This window comes from Erythrobacter sp. HL-111 (assembly GCF_900105095.1).
Taxonomy (GTDB): domain Bacteria; phylum Pseudomonadota; class Alphaproteobacteria; order Sphingomonadales; family Sphingomonadaceae; genus Erythrobacter.
Genome location: NZ_LT629743.1, coordinates 1990641 through 2003451 on the forward strand (window position 1 = coordinate 1990641; position 12811 = coordinate 2003451).

The 12811-nt window shown below is 67.9% G+C and carries 19 protein-coding genes; 13 read left to right on the plus strand and 6 right to left on the minus strand.

What is annotated here, in order from left to right; genetic code table 11:
* Positions 1–53 precede the first annotated feature (53 nt).
* A complete protein-coding gene (locus BLU08_RS09385; protein ID WP_090198697.1) occupies positions 54–383 on the plus strand; it encodes a hypothetical protein in 330 nt (109 codons plus the stop codon).
* A gap of 4 nt (positions 384–387) precedes the next feature.
* Here BLU08_RS09385 and BLU08_RS09390 read toward each other — a convergent pair whose 3' ends face one another.
* Genes BLU08_RS09390 through BLU08_RS09410 form a run of 5 tightly spaced genes read right to left on the minus strand, consistent with a single transcriptional unit; the run spans position 388 to position 3587 of the window.
* A complete protein-coding gene (locus BLU08_RS09390; protein ID WP_090198700.1) occupies positions 388–1539 on the minus strand; it encodes a GNAT family N-acetyltransferase in 1152 nt (383 codons plus the stop codon).
* Complete coding sequence (locus BLU08_RS09395) at positions 1536–2264, minus strand: glycerophosphodiester phosphodiesterase family protein (RefSeq protein ID WP_090198703.1); 729 nt, start codon at positions 2262–2264, stop codon at positions 1536–1538. The genes BLU08_RS09390 and BLU08_RS09395 overlap by 4 nt, the downstream gene beginning before the upstream one ends.
* Positions 2261–2716, minus strand: a complete 456-nt coding sequence (locus BLU08_RS09400) for a RidA family protein (protein ID WP_090198707.1) — start codon at positions 2714–2716, stop codon at positions 2261–2263. Before BLU08_RS09400 ends, BLU08_RS09395 begins: the two co-directional genes overlap by 4 nt.
* Positions 2713–3342 carry a hypothetical protein gene (locus BLU08_RS09405; RefSeq protein WP_090198710.1) on the minus strand — a complete coding sequence of 210 codons (630 nt, stop codon included), beginning with the start codon at positions 3340–3342 and terminating at the stop codon, positions 2713–2715. The genes BLU08_RS09400 and BLU08_RS09405 overlap by 4 nt, the downstream gene beginning before the upstream one ends.
* Entirely contained in the window at positions 3339–3587 is a 249-nt protein-coding gene (locus tag BLU08_RS09410) for a DUF3572 family protein (RefSeq protein ID WP_233995922.1), read from the minus strand. The genes BLU08_RS09405 and BLU08_RS09410 overlap by 4 nt, the downstream gene beginning before the upstream one ends.
* A gap of 95 nt (positions 3588–3682) precedes the next feature.
* Here BLU08_RS09410 and BLU08_RS09415 point away from each other — a divergent pair, with 95 nt between their 5' ends.
* The 3 genes from BLU08_RS09415 to BLU08_RS09425 all read left to right on the plus strand — a co-directional run bounded on the left by BLU08_RS09415 (position 3683) and on the right by BLU08_RS09425 (position 5709).
* Positions 3683–4051, plus strand: a complete 369-nt coding sequence (locus tag BLU08_RS09415; RefSeq protein WP_090198716.1) for a response regulator — start codon at positions 3683–3685, stop codon at positions 4049–4051.
* A gap of 156 nt (positions 4052–4207) precedes the next feature.
* Positions 4208–4450, plus strand: a complete 243-nt coding sequence (locus BLU08_RS09420) for an acyl carrier protein (RefSeq protein ID WP_090201218.1) — start codon at positions 4208–4210, stop codon at positions 4448–4450.
* 14 nt (positions 4451–4464) lie between these two features.
* Entirely contained in the window at positions 4465–5709 is a 1245-nt protein-coding gene (locus tag BLU08_RS09425) for an aminotransferase class I/II-fold pyridoxal phosphate-dependent enzyme (RefSeq protein WP_369816777.1), read from the plus strand.
* Between the two features lie 9 nt (positions 5710–5718).
* On the opposite strand, the gene BLU08_RS09430 is transcribed toward BLU08_RS09425, so the two are convergent.
* The gene (locus BLU08_RS09430; RefSeq protein ID WP_090201222.1) at positions 5719–6342 is read right to left on the minus strand and encodes a YqaA family protein; all 624 of its coding nucleotides are present in this window, start codon (positions 6340–6342) and stop codon (positions 5719–5721) included.
* Positions 6343–6591: 249 nt separating this feature from the next.
* Between BLU08_RS09430 and BLU08_RS09435 the strand changes: the two genes are divergently transcribed.
* From BLU08_RS09435 to BLU08_RS09470, 9 genes are all read left to right on the plus strand, one after another.
* Complete coding sequence (locus BLU08_RS09435) at positions 6592–7053, plus strand: hypothetical protein (protein ID WP_233995923.1); 462 nt, start codon at positions 6592–6594, stop codon at positions 7051–7053.
* On the plus strand, positions 7050–8375 hold the full coding sequence (locus BLU08_RS09440) for a DNA-packaging protein (protein WP_090198719.1): 1326 nt from the start codon (positions 7050–7052) through the stop codon (positions 8373–8375). Before BLU08_RS09435 ends, BLU08_RS09440 begins: the two co-directional genes overlap by 4 nt.
* 39 nt (positions 8376–8414) lie before the next feature.
* A complete protein-coding gene (locus BLU08_RS09445) occupies positions 8415–9572 on the plus strand; it encodes a phage portal protein (RefSeq protein ID WP_090198722.1) in 1158 nt (385 codons plus the stop codon).
* Positions 9569–9874: a DUF6127 family protein gene (locus BLU08_RS09450; RefSeq protein ID WP_090198725.1), complete on the plus strand. Its 306-nt coding sequence runs from the start codon at positions 9569–9571 to the stop codon at positions 9872–9874. The genes BLU08_RS09445 and BLU08_RS09450 overlap by 4 nt, the downstream gene beginning before the upstream one ends.
* Positions 9871–10308 (plus strand): HK97 family phage prohead protease, encoded by a 438-nt coding sequence (locus BLU08_RS09455; RefSeq protein WP_233995924.1) that lies wholly within the window; start codon positions 9871–9873, stop codon positions 10306–10308. Before BLU08_RS09450 ends, BLU08_RS09455 begins: the two co-directional genes overlap by 4 nt.
* A gap of 71 nt (positions 10309–10379) precedes the next feature.
* Positions 10380–11540 carry a phage major capsid protein gene (locus BLU08_RS09460; RefSeq protein ID WP_090198730.1) on the plus strand — a complete coding sequence of 387 codons (1161 nt, stop codon included), beginning with the start codon at positions 10380–10382 and terminating at the stop codon, positions 11538–11540.
* A gap of 144 nt (positions 11541–11684) precedes the next feature.
* Complete coding sequence (locus BLU08_RS09465) at positions 11685–12251, plus strand: hypothetical protein (RefSeq protein ID WP_090198733.1); 567 nt, start codon at positions 11685–11687, stop codon at positions 12249–12251.
* Positions 12248–12412, plus strand: coding sequence for a hypothetical protein (locus tag BLU08_RS15185; protein WP_157674500.1), 165 nt, complete (start codon positions 12248–12250; stop codon positions 12410–12412). The genes BLU08_RS09465 and BLU08_RS15185 overlap by 4 nt, the downstream gene beginning before the upstream one ends.
* Before the next feature lie 2 nt (positions 12413–12414).
* Positions 12415–12810 (plus strand): DUF3168 domain-containing protein, encoded by a 396-nt coding sequence (locus tag BLU08_RS09470; RefSeq protein WP_090198736.1) that lies wholly within the window; start codon positions 12415–12417, stop codon positions 12808–12810.
* Position 12811: the final 1 nt, after the last annotated feature.

Consider the following 12811-nt stretch of genomic DNA (forward strand, 5'->3'; position numbering starts at 1 on the left):
TGCACCGGAGGAACCGCAAGGGGGTCGGTTCCGCGAAGGATGGGGAGTGACACATGCAATTCTCGAGGGTGCAGGGGACCGATTGCCAGCCGGCCGATGGCGCCGATCAGGACATCGCGCTTGCCGCGCGCATTGCGGCCGCCTCGGCCGGCGACGTCGCGGCGCTGTTCGATCTTGGCGTTGCCTATTCCACAGCCAGCCACGATGCGCCGGCCGACCTCGTCGAAGCGCACAAGTGGTTCAACCTCGCCGCCGCCCGCGGCCACGAGGAAGCCGCCTGGAGCCGGGCGGACATCGCCGAGGAAATGACCGCGCGCGAAATCGCCGAGGCGCAGCGCCGGGCGCGCCAGTGGCTGGCCAACGAGAGGATTCGCGCGGCCTGAACGGTCAGTCCCCGCCCGCCTTGCGGAACGGGGTCCGGTCGCCCAGGAAGAGCTGGTCGCTCGCGACGCCTTCGCGCTCGCGTTCGAGGAAATCGGCGACCGCCGCGCGAAACCCGGGATCGGCGAGCCAGTGCGCCGACCATGTCTGCACCGGTTCGTAGCCGCGCGCCAGCTTGTGCCCGCCCTGCGCCCCGGCTTCGACCCGCGGCAGGCCGAGCTCGATCGCGATGTCGATCGCCTGATAGTAACACAGCTCGAAATGCAGGAACTTCACGTCCCTGCTGCAGCCCCAATAGCGCCCGTAGAGCGCGTCGCTGCCGATGAAATTGAGCGCGCCCGCGATCGGCACGTCTCCGTCAAAGGCGAGGATCAGCACGATCTTTTCGCCCATCCGTTCTCCCAGCAGATCGAACGCGGCGCGCGTCAGGTAGGGCGTCCCCCATTTGCGCGCGCCGGTGTCCTGGTAGAAGATCCAGAAGGCGTCCCAGTGGTGCGGCCGGATGTCGGCCCCGCTCAGCCGCTCGATACGCAGCCCTTCCTGCGCCGCGGCACGCTCCTTGCGGAGATTCTTGCGCTTGCGCGAGGCGAGTTCGGCGAGGAAGTCCTCGAAGTTGTCGTAGCCGCGGTTGAGCCAGTGGAACTGGATGTCGTTGCGAATCAGCCAGCCGGCTTCCTCGAACAGGGCGACCTGCTCCTTTTCGATGAAGGTCGCATGGGCGGAGGAGAGGCCGTTCTGCCGGCACACAGTTTCGGCACCCTTGATGAGGTGCAGCGCAAGCGCAGGGTCGGACAGGAGCAGTCGTGGCCCGCTCGCCGGGGTGAAGGGCGCGGCGATCTGGAGCTTGGGATAATAGCGCCCGCCCGCGCGGTGCCAGGCATCGGCCCAGCTGTGATCGAAGACATATTCGCCCTGGCTGTGGCCCTTGGCATAGCTCGGCAAGGCAGCGCGCAGCGTGCCTCCCGCGTCGGTCACGACGATCGGGGCCGGGTCCCAGCCGGTCCCTTCCCCGACGCTGCCCGAATCCTCCATCGCGGACAGGAATTCGTGGGAAACGAAGGGGTTGCGGTTCCCTCCGAGCGCGTTCCATTGGCGGCGGTCGAACTCGCCGACAGCGGGCGCGAGGCGGACGGTCAGGGCGTCGTCGCCTTCGCTCATGCCAGACCCGCTCCCTCGGCGATCAGCGCATCGGCATGGGCCAGCGCTCGCTTGCGGGTTTCGGGCGAATCGACTGTCCAGGTCAGCACCGGCAGCCCCGAGGAACGCAACTTCGCGACCCATCCGCTGGGTAGCGCGGCGATGTGATAGGCGAGGAAATCCGGCCTCGCGATCCACACGGCAAGCCTGCGCTGCCAGGCCTTCTGCGTGTCGCCGCGCTCGTCCTCCCGCATGACCAGTCCGCAGGGGGTCCCCGGCGAATGGCGGCGGAACCAGCGCGAGACCCGCGGATCGAAACTCATCACTGCACAAAGGCCGGCATAGCCGTTGAGCAGGCGGCTGACGGCGACGCAGCTCCTTTCGACATCGTAGCCCCGTCGCGACTTGATCTCGATCAGCAGCGGCACGCGGCCAGCCACGACCTCGAGGAATGTCGTCAATCGGACCGGGTGCTGGTCGGTGCCGAGCAGGCGAAGCGCTTCGAGATCGTCTGCGACCCGATCCTCGGTCGCGCCGGTCTCGCCTGCCAGTCGCTCGAGGTCCCAGTCGTGGAACACCATCGGATGATCGTCGCGGCTGCGCTGGACATCGCATTCCACCCCCAGGCCAGCCGCGATCGCTGCCTCGGCCGCTGCGAGCGAGTTCTCCGGCACGCCCGGCGAATGCAGCCCGCGATGGGCATATTCGTGGGCCGTAAGCCAGGCGGGAGCGGCGCGGGCGGTCATCCCGAAATGGCGATCACCGCATCGACCTCGACCGCCGCGCCGAGCGGCAGGGCAGGCACGCCGACCGCCGCACGGGCATGGAGGCCCTTTTCGCCGAACACCTCGGACATGAGGTCGGACGCCCCGTTCGCGACCTTGGGCTGATCGGTGAAATCGGGCGCCGAATTGACGAAGGCGCCGAGCTTGACGATCCGCTCGACGCGATCGAGCAGGCCAGCCGCCTTCAACTGGGCGAGGATCATCATCCCGCAGGCGCGCGCGGCCATGATCCCGTCCTCGATCGTGACATCCTCGCCCAGCCTGCCCGTCACCAGTCCGCCGTCGACGAAAGGCAATTGTCCCGAGACATGGACAAAGCCGCCCTGGTGGACCAGCGGCACGTAACTCGCGACCGGCGCGGCGGGTTCGGGCAGGACGAGGCCGAGTTCGGCCAGGCGTTTCTCGATCGTCATTGCAGTTCCCCTTCGATCCGGTCGATCAACCAGGGCAACGCATCGGCCCAACGGTCGATCCTCGCTTCGGCATGGCCCGCCTTGTGCGCGCAGTCGATCGTGCCTGCAATCATCGGTTCGCCGCACATGTGCAGGCGCACGACAGCAGGCGCGATTTCCGCGACAGAGGCGTGATGCTGCGCGAGGTCGTCGATGAAGATCGCCCGGCTCGGCGCGAATTCCTCGACGATCTTCTTGAGCGCAGGCCCCTTCGGCCCCTGGTTGGTGAAGACGCGGGCATGGATGCCGAGCGCGGCCAGCTGCTGCGCCCGCTTTTCGCGCCGTTCGTCGACGAGATTGGTCAGGATCACCACGTCCGCCTGTCTGGCGAGCGCGTTGATCCCCTCGATGGCGCCCTCGATCGGGGTCTGGCGATCCATCTCGCGATCGAAGAAACGGCCCAGCATCCGCCAGATTGCGGCCGGTTCGAGCAGTTCGCCGCTCTCCTGCCAGCGCAGGGCATGGGCAAAGTCGTGGCCTTCGAGATTGAACGTGACGCCCTCGCTTTCCTCGAGCCATTGCTTGAAATGGGCGACCATGTGCAGCAGCACCTCGTCGCAGTCGCTGATGATCAGGGGGCGGCTCATCGGTTGAGTTCCTTTCGGGCGGCGATCAGTTCCTCGGGCGTGACGGCGAGCGCCTCGGCCGCGCGGAGCAGGTCGGGTTCGTGATTGGCGAGAAAATCGAGCGCGGAGCCGAGGACCATCGGATCGCCCAGCCCCGCACGCAGCGAATCGGGATCGAGCCCGGTCAGTTCGAGATAGCGGTCGGCGCGTTCGTCGTCCTCCAGCACCCAGCCGAGCGCGGCAAGCGCGAGCGTGGCTGCGCTCACGGTGCTCCGGCCGAAAGCGGGTTCGGGGCGATCCGGGATTGTGGTGACCTCCTGGCGGGGTTAGGCTTGTCCCCGAGACAGAACGGGGCGCTGCTGTGACGAAGCGAATAATGGTGGTCGAGGACAACGACCTCAACCGGAAATTGTTCTGCGACGTGTTGAGGGCCAATGGTTTCGAGGTGGAGCCGGTGGCCGACGGGGGCAAGGTGCTGGAAACGGCCCGGGCCACCGCGCCCGACCTCATCATCATGGACATCCAGTTGCCAGGCGTTTCCGGGGTGGAGCTGATCGAGGCTGCTAGGCGCGACACGGCGCTGTGCGAAATCCCGGTGCTCGCCGTCACCGCCTTCGCGGCCAAGGGGGACGAGGACCGCATCCGCTCCGCCGGGGCATCGGGTTACCTGGCCAAGCCGGTCTCGATCAGCCCTTTCATGAGCGCGGTGAAAGCGCTTCTGCCGAGCTAGCCGAAGCGGCCCCGCCGCGGCTCGAAATGCGCGCCTCCCGCGGCCTTGCCCCGGCACCTCGCGATCGGTTCCGGGCTTGACAAGGCGGGCATCGAGCCGCTTTGGGTCGAGGATTGCGCGCCCCTGCGCCGTCCAGCAGAAAGAGCCCCTCCCGCCATGACCGAAGCCGAAGTCGACGAGCGCATCCGCGCCCTGATCGAGCCTTTCAACAAGAAGGGAGTCGACATCGCGCCCGGGACGACCTTCGCCGGCGACCTCGAATTCGACAGCCTGACGGTGATGGATTTCGTCGCCGCGATCGAGGACGAATTCGACATCATCATCAGCATGAACCAGCAGGCCGAGATCGAAACCTATGGCCAACTCGTCAGCGCGGTGCACAAGCTGCAGGATAGCTGATACAAGGCCCGTCCATGAACGACATGACACCCCCCCCGGCGGAAACCGCCGCGAGCAAGGGCGATCTCTTCGCCAAATTCGATCCCGTGATCCAGACCCGCGAAGCCCTGCTCGCACGCGGGGTCGAAGATCCCTTCAGCCTCGTGATGGAAAAGGTGCTGAGCCCGACGCGCGCGATCTGCAACGGGCGCGACACGATCCTGCTGGGCACCTACAACTACATGGGCATGACCTTCGACCCCGACGTGCTCGAAGCGGGCAAGGAGGCGCTCGATCGATACGGGTCGGGGACGACCGGCAGCCGCGTTCTCAACGGCACCTACCAGGGCCACAAGGAGTGCGAGGACGCGCTGCGCGAGTTTTACGGGATGGACCATGCGATGGTCTTCTCGACCGGCTACCAGGCCAATCTCGGCATCATCTCGACCATCGCCGGCAAGGGCGACTACATCGTCCTCGACATCGACAGCCACGCCTCGATCTATGACGGCTGCGCCATGGGCAAGGCCGAGGTGGTCCCCTTCCGCCACAACGACATCGAGGCGATGGAGAAGCGGCTGCGGCGAATTCCCGAAGACGCGGGCAAGCTCGTCATCCTCGAAGGCGTCTATTCGATGCTCGGCGACGTCGCTCCGCTAAAGGAAATGGTCGCGGTGGCCAAGAAACACGGCGCAATGGTGCTCGTCGACGAGGCGCACTCGATGGGCTTCATCGGCGCGAACGGGCGCGGCGTGGCCGAGGAACAGGGCGTGATCGACGACGTCGATTTCATCATCGGCACCTTTTCCAAGAGCGTCGGAACGGTCGGCGGCTTCTGCGTTTCGAACCATCCGAAATTCGAGATCCTGCGGCTGGTCTGCCGCCCCTACGTCTTCACCGCCAGCCTCCCGCCGAGCGTGGTCGCGACCGCTGCGACCTCGATCCGCAAGCTGATGCACGGCGCCAACAAGCGCGCGCACCTGTGGGAGAATTCGAAGCGGCTGCACGCCGGGCTCACGGGACTGGGCTTCGAGCTCGGGACCAGCGAACCGCAGAGCGCGATCGTGGCGGTGATCATGCCCGATCTCGAGCGCGGGGCGATGATGTGGGAAGCGCTGCTGAAAGAAGGCCTTTACGTCAACCTTGCCCGGCCGCCCGCGACACCGGCGGGCATGACCTTGCTGCGCTGTTCGCTGTGCGCGGAGCATACGACCGAGGAGGTGGAGACGATCCTCGCCATGTTCGAACGGGCGGGCAAGGCGGTCGGGATCATTTCCTGACCGGGGCGGTCAGTCCGCGCTTTCCCCGAGGGGGACGGCCTCGACGCAGGCCTCCCCGGTGGTTGTCCCGTCCTCGCTGCCGCGCAGCTGGGTGACGGCGACGAAGCCGGCAACGACCAGCACCGCGAAGGCGGTCGTGACGAGGCCGAGATAACGCTCGATGAAGGCCTTGATCGGGGTTCCGAACAGCTTGAAAAGCGCGCCGACGACCACGAAGACGAGCCCGCGCCCGGCGAGGCTGGCGAGGATGAAGGGCACGAGCGCCATCTCCATGAACCCGGCCGTCAGCGTCATCAGCTTGAAGGGAACCGGGGTCGCCCCGCCGAGGAACACCGCCCACGGCCCCAGTTCGGCAAACCGGCACTGGGCCGCCGGAAACACTTCGGCATAACCCAGCGTCGCGATCAGCCATTCACCAATGCTGCCGTAAAGGCCCCAGCCGATCGCATAGCCGAGCAATCCGCCCGCGACCGAGGACAGGGTTGCGATGATCCCGAAGCGCAGCGCCCTGTCCGGTTCGGCAAGGCACATCAGGCCAAGCAGCGGATGCGGCGGGATCGGGAAGAAACTCGCCTCGATGAAGCAGAAGAAGGCCAGCCACCACTGCGCCTGGCGGTGCGCGGCCTTGTCCATGGTCCAGTTGTAGAGCCTGCGGAGCCACGCCACCTGAGGGCCTTTCGTTCTTGGGAGCCGGGGGATTAGGCGAGGCCGCGCGGCCGCGCAAGCGGCGAGTTATCACCCATATGGTTATTTTATGTTGACATCGTGACGCTTATGGGTTAGCAACTTCCATCATCGCGATAGTGCGATTCGGGCCCCGGACAACACGCCCCCCGACACCAGGCCCCGCCCCGGTTCAGCGCATTCCAAGAGGTTTCCTCGATGATGGCACCCCCGCATCCGGCCGCCACCGGATGCAAGACTCGTCGCCGCGTCCATCCCCGCTGGCGGGAGCGTTTCATTGCCGAGCTCGAACAGACATCCTGCGTGCGGCTTGCCGCCGAGCGCGCGGGGGTCTCGCCCGCCCGGGCCTATCGCGCCCGCAAGACCGAAGCCGAATTCGATCGCGCGTGGGGCGCGGCGCTCGCGATGGGCTACGAAGATCTCGAAATGGAGGTGCTGCGCCGCCTGCGCCAGGGCGACTTCATGACGCAGGATGGAACGAAGTACGATTTCGCCGGCGCGATCCGGCTGCTCGCCCTTCGCCGCGACGCCACGGCCCGCGCAGAACCCGAACGACGCGATGTCACCCCTGCCGAAATCCGCGCCTCGATCGATCGCAAGATCGCGGACATCCGGCACCGGATCGCGGGCGAGGAAGCGGCCGGAGAGCCCGCGGCATGATCGAGCCGCTCGAATGCTTCGCCCGGTCGGAACCGGTCCGGATTGTCGAACTGGCCGAGTCCCTCGATGCATCGGAGCGCTGCGAATTCGACTACCACTGGCATCTCTTCGCACGCCCGGCGCAGCTGGCCCCTCCCGGCGACTGGCGGGTCTGGCTGGTGATGGCCGGGCGCGGCTTCGGCAAGACCCGCGCGGGGGCCGAATGGGTGCGCTCGGTCGCAGAGGAACACCCCGATGCGCGCATCGCGCTCGTTTCGGCCTCGCTCGCCGAGGCGCGCGCCGTGATGGTGGAAGGAGAAAGCGGCATCCTCTCGTGCACTCCGCCCGAGCGCAGGCCGCTGTTCGAGCCGTCCCTGCGACGCTTGCGATTCCCCGGCGGCGCGCAGGCCCAGTTGTTCAGTGCGCTCGAGCCCGAAGCCCTGCGCGGGCCGCAGCACAGCCACGCCTGGTGCGACGAGATCGGCAAGTGGCCGGTTTCCCACCAGCGTGCGACGCGGTGCTGGGACAACCTGCTGATGGGGCTGAGGCTCGGGAAGGAGCAGAGGATCGTGGTCACCACCACCCCGCGTCCGGTCCCGCTGGTCGAACGCCTGCTCAACCAGGAGGCCTACGGCGACACGGTCGTGACGCGCGGATCGACCCATGACAATTCGGCCAACCTGCCTCGGCGTTTCCTCGCCGCGATCGAAGCCGAATTCGCGGGCAGCCAGCTCGCCCGGCAGGAAATCAGTGGCGAACTCCTGCGCGACATCGAGGGCGCCCTGTGGCAGCGCGCGCTGATCGAAGCGATCCGGGAAAGCGGCCAATGCCCGCCCGCCAGGCGCGTCGTGATCGCGATCGATCCGCCCGCCTCGGCGGAAGGCGACGAATGCGGTATCATCGTCGCCGCGCTCGGACAGGACGGGATCGCCCGGGTGCTCGCCGATTGCTCCATCGGGAACGCCGCCCCGGGCCGCTGGGCACGGGCCGCTGCCGATGCCGCCGCCGCCTGGGAGGCCGACCGCGTCGTGGCGGAAGCGAACCAGGGCGGGGCGATGGTCAGGAGCGTCCTTCACGCCGCCGATCACGCCCTGCCGGTCAAGCTGGTCCATGCGAGCCGCGGCAAGACCGCGCGGGCGGAACCTGTCGCCGCGCTCTACAGCGCCGGCAAGATCCGTCACCACGGCGTGTTCGCGCAGCTCGAGGATCAGCTCTGCGGCATGATGCTGGGCGGCGACTACAGCGGCCCCGGCCGCAGCCCGGACCGGGCCGACGCGCTGGTCTGGGCGATGACCGAACTGCTGCTTTCGCGCGCGGGCGATCCTCGCGTCAGGCAGATCTGAACCGGGCCGCGTGGGGCGGCCGATCACGAAGGAACCTTCATGGCTTTGATCGACACGCTGCTCTCCGCCTTCAAGGGCGGGGAGCGCAACCGTGTGCCCCTGTTCCCGGGATACCTTCAGGGATGCTTCGCCGGCTCGGGACCGGTCGGAACGCCGCGATCCTTCGAATACCGGCGCGCGGTCGAGGCGGCCTATCTCGCCAACCCGATCGCCCAGCGCGCCGTGCGGATCGTGGCCGAGGGGGTGGGCCAGGCGCCGATGTCGTGCAGCGACCCGGACCTCGCCAGGCTGGTCAAGGCGACCAGCGCCGGCCAGCCGCTGGTCGAGAGCCTGGCGGCCCATGTCCTGCTGCACGGCAATGGTTACGTCCAGATCCTGAAGGACGCCTCCGGCCGTCCGGTCGAGCTCTTCGCGCTGAGGCCGGACCGAGTCTCGATCATCGCCGGTCCCGACGGCTGGCCGCAGGCCTTCCGCTACGAGGTCGGCGACGAGGGTGTGACGATCCCGGTCGAGGACGAGCAGGGCTGGCCATCGATCATCCAGATCAAGGCGCTGCATCCGCTCGACGATCATCTCGGCGCCGGTTCACTGGCGGCTGCCAACCAGGCCATTCTGGTACACAATGCAGCGACGGCCTGGAACCATGCCCTGCTCGAGAACGCGGCGCGGCCTTCGGGTGCGCTGGTCTACGAAAGCGGCGACGGGGCCGGGCTGACGCAGGACCAGTTCGATCGCCTGCGAAACGAACTCGAAAGCGCCTTCGCCGGCGCGCACAACGCGGGTCGGCCGCTCCTGCTCGATGGCGGGCTCAAGTGGCAGAGCATGGCGCTGTCGCCGGCAGACATGGATTTCGCCAGTTTGAAAAGCGCCGCCGCGCGCGAGATCGCGCTCGCCTTCGGCGTGCCGCCGATGCTGCTCGGCCTGCCGGGCGACAACACCTATTCGAACTACCGCGAAGCCAACCGCGCGCTGTGGCGCCTGACCCTGCTCCCGCTCGCCCAAAAGCTCTTTTCCGCTCTCGAGGAAGGGCTCGAAGCGTGGTTCCCGGCCGCCTCGATCGCGATCGACCTCGATCGGATCACGGCCCTTTCGGAAGACCGCGAGCGGCTCTGGAAACAGGTCAGCGATGCCGATTTCCTCAGCCGCGCGGAGAAACGCCAGATGCTCGGATTTGCGGCAGAGGAGAACGCCCCATGAACCGCCCTGCAATTCTCGCCACGCTCATGAAACGGGCGACGGAGGACGGAGCGGAACTGGCGACGCTGCGCGCGATCGTGGAGGAGACGAGCGAGCTCGCCGCCGATCGCATCCTCGAACGGCTCGGCCTCGACGATGCCCAGGCCGAAGGCGATCTCGGCGAATTGCGGGAGCTGCTGCAGGCATGGCGCGATGCCAAGGCGAGCGCGTGGCAGGCCTTCATCGAATGGGTCATCCGGGCTGCCCTGGCCCTGCTGCTCATCGGCATCGCCTTCCGCCTCGGCGCGTGGGACCTGCTGTGAGCGCCCCTGCCCCGGCCTGTGCCGCCGCTCCTACCGGCGAACCGCTGCGCTTTGCCGGTTATGCCGGGCTGTTCGACCTCCCGGATGCGGCCCGCGACACCATCCGGCGGGGCGCGTTCGCCGCATCGCTCGCGAGCCGCAGCTTCCCGCTCCCCCTGCTCTGGCAGCATCGTCCGGACCAGCGGATCGGGGTTGTCGAGCACGCCTGCGAGGATGCCCGCGGTCTGCGCGTGATCGCGCGCATCGACCGGCCGCACTCGCGCGCCGCACAGCTCCTGCGTGGGGCAGGCGTGAGCGGCCTCAGCTTCGGCTATCGCGCCCGCCAGGCGCGCCGGTCCGAAGCCGGCCGCGAACTGCTCGAGATCGACCTGTTCGAAATCAGCCTCGTCACCCGCCCGATGCAGTTCGGCGCGCGCGTCCATCTCGTCGCCTGAACCCGCGTTCGCCGGGGTCCCGGACATGCGCTCCCCGGCGGTTCTTTTCGTGCCAGCAGAAAGGTCTGATTATGGAAACTCCCCTTAATAGCGACAGCGTTGTCGGCAACGTTCCGGCCGACCTCGAGGAAAGCTTCGACATCGTCGCCCGCCAGGACAAGGCCGAGGCCGAGATCCGCCGGTTGCGCGGCGATGTCGACGAGGTGAAGTCGCGGCTCGACAAGGTCGCCCGGGCCGCGACGCGCCCCTCGATCGCCGGGCGGGAGACGCAGAGCGCCGAGGTGAAGGGCTTCGTCGAGGGCTATCTGCGCCGCGGCCGCGAGTCCGAGATCAAGTCGATCCAGGGCACCACGCCCGGCGAGGGCGGCTATGCCGTGCCGCGCGAACTCGACGCGATCATCGCCCGCGAACTTACGGAGATCAGCCCGATCCGCACGATCGCGCAGGTGGTGAGAGTGGGCACCTCGGGCTATCGCAAGCTCATCGCCACCGGCGGCACCGCATCCGGCTGGGTCAGCGAGACCGCGGCCCGTCCCGCGACCTCGACTCCCGATTTCGCCGAGATCGCCCCGCCGACCGGGGAACTCTACGCCAACCCGGCCGCGAGCCAGGCCATGCTCGATGACGTCGCCTTCGACCTCGAGGCCTGGCTTGCCGCCGAGATCGCGGCGGAGTTCGCCCGTGCCGAGGGGGCGGCCTTCGTGAATGGCACCGGCACCAACCAGCCCGAAGGCTTCCTCCGGGCTCCGACCGGCCTCGCCGCTGACGACACCCGGGCCTTCGGGCAGTTGCAGTACATCGGCTCGGGCAGCGCGACCGGCTTCGATGACGAGCCGGACGCGAAGCTGATCGACCTCATCCATTCGCTCAAGGCCGGCCACCGCCAGGGGGCCTGCTTCGTGATGAATTCGACCACGCTCGCCGCCGTCCGCAAGCTCAAGACGTCCGATGGTGCCTTCCTCTGGCAGCCCGGACTCGTCGAAGGCCAGCCCGACCGGCTGCTCGGCTATCCGGTGATCGAAGCCGAGGACATGCCCGACATCGAAGGCGGCGCCTTCCCCATCGCCTTCGGCAATTTCCGGCACGGCTACCTGGTCACCGAGCAGGGCGCGACGAAGCTCCTGCGCGATCCCTTCACGAACAAGCCCTTCGTCCATTTCTACGCCACCCGGCGGATCGGCGGCCAGGTGCTCGACAGCAACGCGATCAAGCTGCTCAAGATCGAGGCCTGACGCCCCTCGCCTACCCCTCCCCGGGACGCACGGGTTCCCCCTGCCCGCGCGTCCCGTTCACTGGCGCCCGCGCCGCCTCGCCCTGCCCGGGCGGTGCGGGCGCTTTCGTGTGTTTTGTCGTCCTCAACCTTTCGGGAGACCGCAATGCGACGGACCATCGTGCAGCCGGCCAGCCTGGCCGGCGAGCCGCTGGGCGAACTCAAATCCTGGCTCGGGATCACCCGCCCGGCCGACGACACGATGCTCGTCGCTCTGCTCGAAGCAAGCCACGCCTTGTGCGAAGCCTTCACCGGCCGGGTGCCGCTGGCCCAGCTGGTCGAGGAAGAACTGCCCTTTTTGGGCGGCGCGCACGATCTCGCGGTGGAACCGGTGCGCGCCCTCGTCTCGGTCGAGGAGATCGCGGACGATGCGACACGCCTGCCACTCGCTGGCGAGGACTACGACTTCGCCATCGCCGCGGGCGGCAGGGCACGGATCTCCTTTTCGAGCCGGGGCGACGGCCGGACCCTTGCGGTCCGGGTCGAGGCCGGCATCGCGGCCGACTGGGCCAGCCTGCCCCCGCCGCTGCGCCAGGGCATCATCAGGCTGGCCGCGCATCATTTCCGCGAGCGCGACCGGCCGGCCGAGGCCCGCTCTGCTCAGGCCGGTGTCGCCGCCCCGGCCAGCGTCACCGCCCTGTGGCTTCCCTGGCGCGTCCGGAAGCTCGCATGATCGAGGCGCAAAGCAATGTCGATGCGGTGATCGCCTCTCTTGCGCGCCATGCCGAGCGGCGAGCCGCGCGAATGCAAAGCGATCGAAGCGCCTCCCGCACCGGTCCGGACCACGCCTGGCGCTCGGCCAGCGCCCTCTGGCCCGGCTTCGCACAGGATTGACCATGGAAAACGCATTGAGAGCGCAGCTCATCGAATGGTTGCGTGCTGCCCCCGACCTTTCCGCGATCAACACGATCGAGGAGGAAGTGCCGCTCGGCGCGAGCGCGCCCTGGCTCGGGATCGCGGCGAGCGCGTCGGCCGACTGGGGGACAAAGGACCGCCCGGGCCGCGAAGTGCGGCTCGCGCTCGAACTCGAAAGCCGCACCGATGATCCGGCCGCCGACGCAGAACTGCTTTCGGCGATCGAACGCCGGGTGCTCGCTTTCGACCCGTCTCCCACCGCCTTCGAACTTGCCTCGATCCGCTTCTTGCGCGCGCGCAGCGAGGCGCGCGCGAACAACCTGCGCGGTGCCCTGCTCGAATTCCGTTTTCGCATTTTCGAACCCACCGAGGAGTAAC

Bases quoted from the DNA above. Each gene is read 5' to 3' on its own strand.
- BLU08_RS09400 (WP_090198707.1), bottom strand. From the start codon at position 2,716: ATGACGATCGAGAAACGCCTGGCCGAACTCGGCCTCGTCCTGCCCGAA.
- BLU08_RS09395 (WP_090198703.1), bottom strand. From the start codon at position 2,264: ATGACCGCCCGCGCCGCTCCCGCCTGGCTTACGGCCCACGAATATGCC.
- BLU08_RS09445 (WP_090198722.1), top strand. From the start codon at position 8,415: ATGGCTTTGATCGACACGCTGCTCTCCGCCTTCAAGGGCGGGGAGCGC.
- BLU08_RS09470 (WP_090198736.1), top strand. From the start codon at position 12,415: ATGGAAAACGCATTGAGAGCGCAGCTCATCGAATGGTTGCGTGCTGCC.
- BLU08_RS15185 (WP_157674500.1), top strand. From the start codon at position 12,248: ATGATCGAGGCGCAAAGCAATGTCGATGCGGTGATCGCCTCTCTTGCG.
- BLU08_RS09430 (WP_090201222.1), bottom strand. From the start codon at position 6,342: ATGGACAAGGCCGCGCACCGCCAGGCGCAGTGGTGGCTGGCCTTCTTC.
- BLU08_RS09460 (WP_090198730.1), top strand. From the start codon at position 10,380: ATGGAAACTCCCCTTAATAGCGACAGCGTTGTCGGCAACGTTCCGGCC.
- BLU08_RS09440 (WP_090198719.1), top strand. From the start codon at position 7,050: ATGATCGAGCCGCTCGAATGCTTCGCCCGGTCGGAACCGGTCCGGATT.
- BLU08_RS09465 (WP_090198733.1), top strand. From the start codon at position 11,685: ATGCGACGGACCATCGTGCAGCCGGCCAGCCTGGCCGGCGAGCCGCTG.
- BLU08_RS09450 (WP_090198725.1), top strand. From the start codon at position 9,569: ATGAACCGCCCTGCAATTCTCGCCACGCTCATGAAACGGGCGACGGAG.
- BLU08_RS09385 (WP_090198697.1), top strand. From the start codon at position 54: ATGCAATTCTCGAGGGTGCAGGGGACCGATTGCCAGCCGGCCGATGGC.
- BLU08_RS09420 (WP_090201218.1), top strand. From the start codon at position 4,208: ATGACCGAAGCCGAAGTCGACGAGCGCATCCGCGCCCTGATCGAGCCT.
- BLU08_RS09435 (WP_233995923.1), top strand. From the start codon at position 6,592: ATGATGGCACCCCCGCATCCGGCCGCCACCGGATGCAAGACTCGTCGC.
- BLU08_RS09425 (WP_369816777.1), top strand. From the start codon at position 4,465: ATGAACGACATGACACCCCCCCCGGCGGAAACCGCCGCGAGCAAGGGC.
- BLU08_RS09390 (WP_090198700.1), bottom strand. From the start codon at position 1,539: ATGAGCGAAGGCGACGACGCCCTGACCGTCCGCCTCGCGCCCGCTGTC.
- BLU08_RS09405 (WP_090198710.1), bottom strand. From the start codon at position 3,342: ATGAGCCGCCCCCTGATCATCAGCGACTGCGACGAGGTGCTGCTGCAC.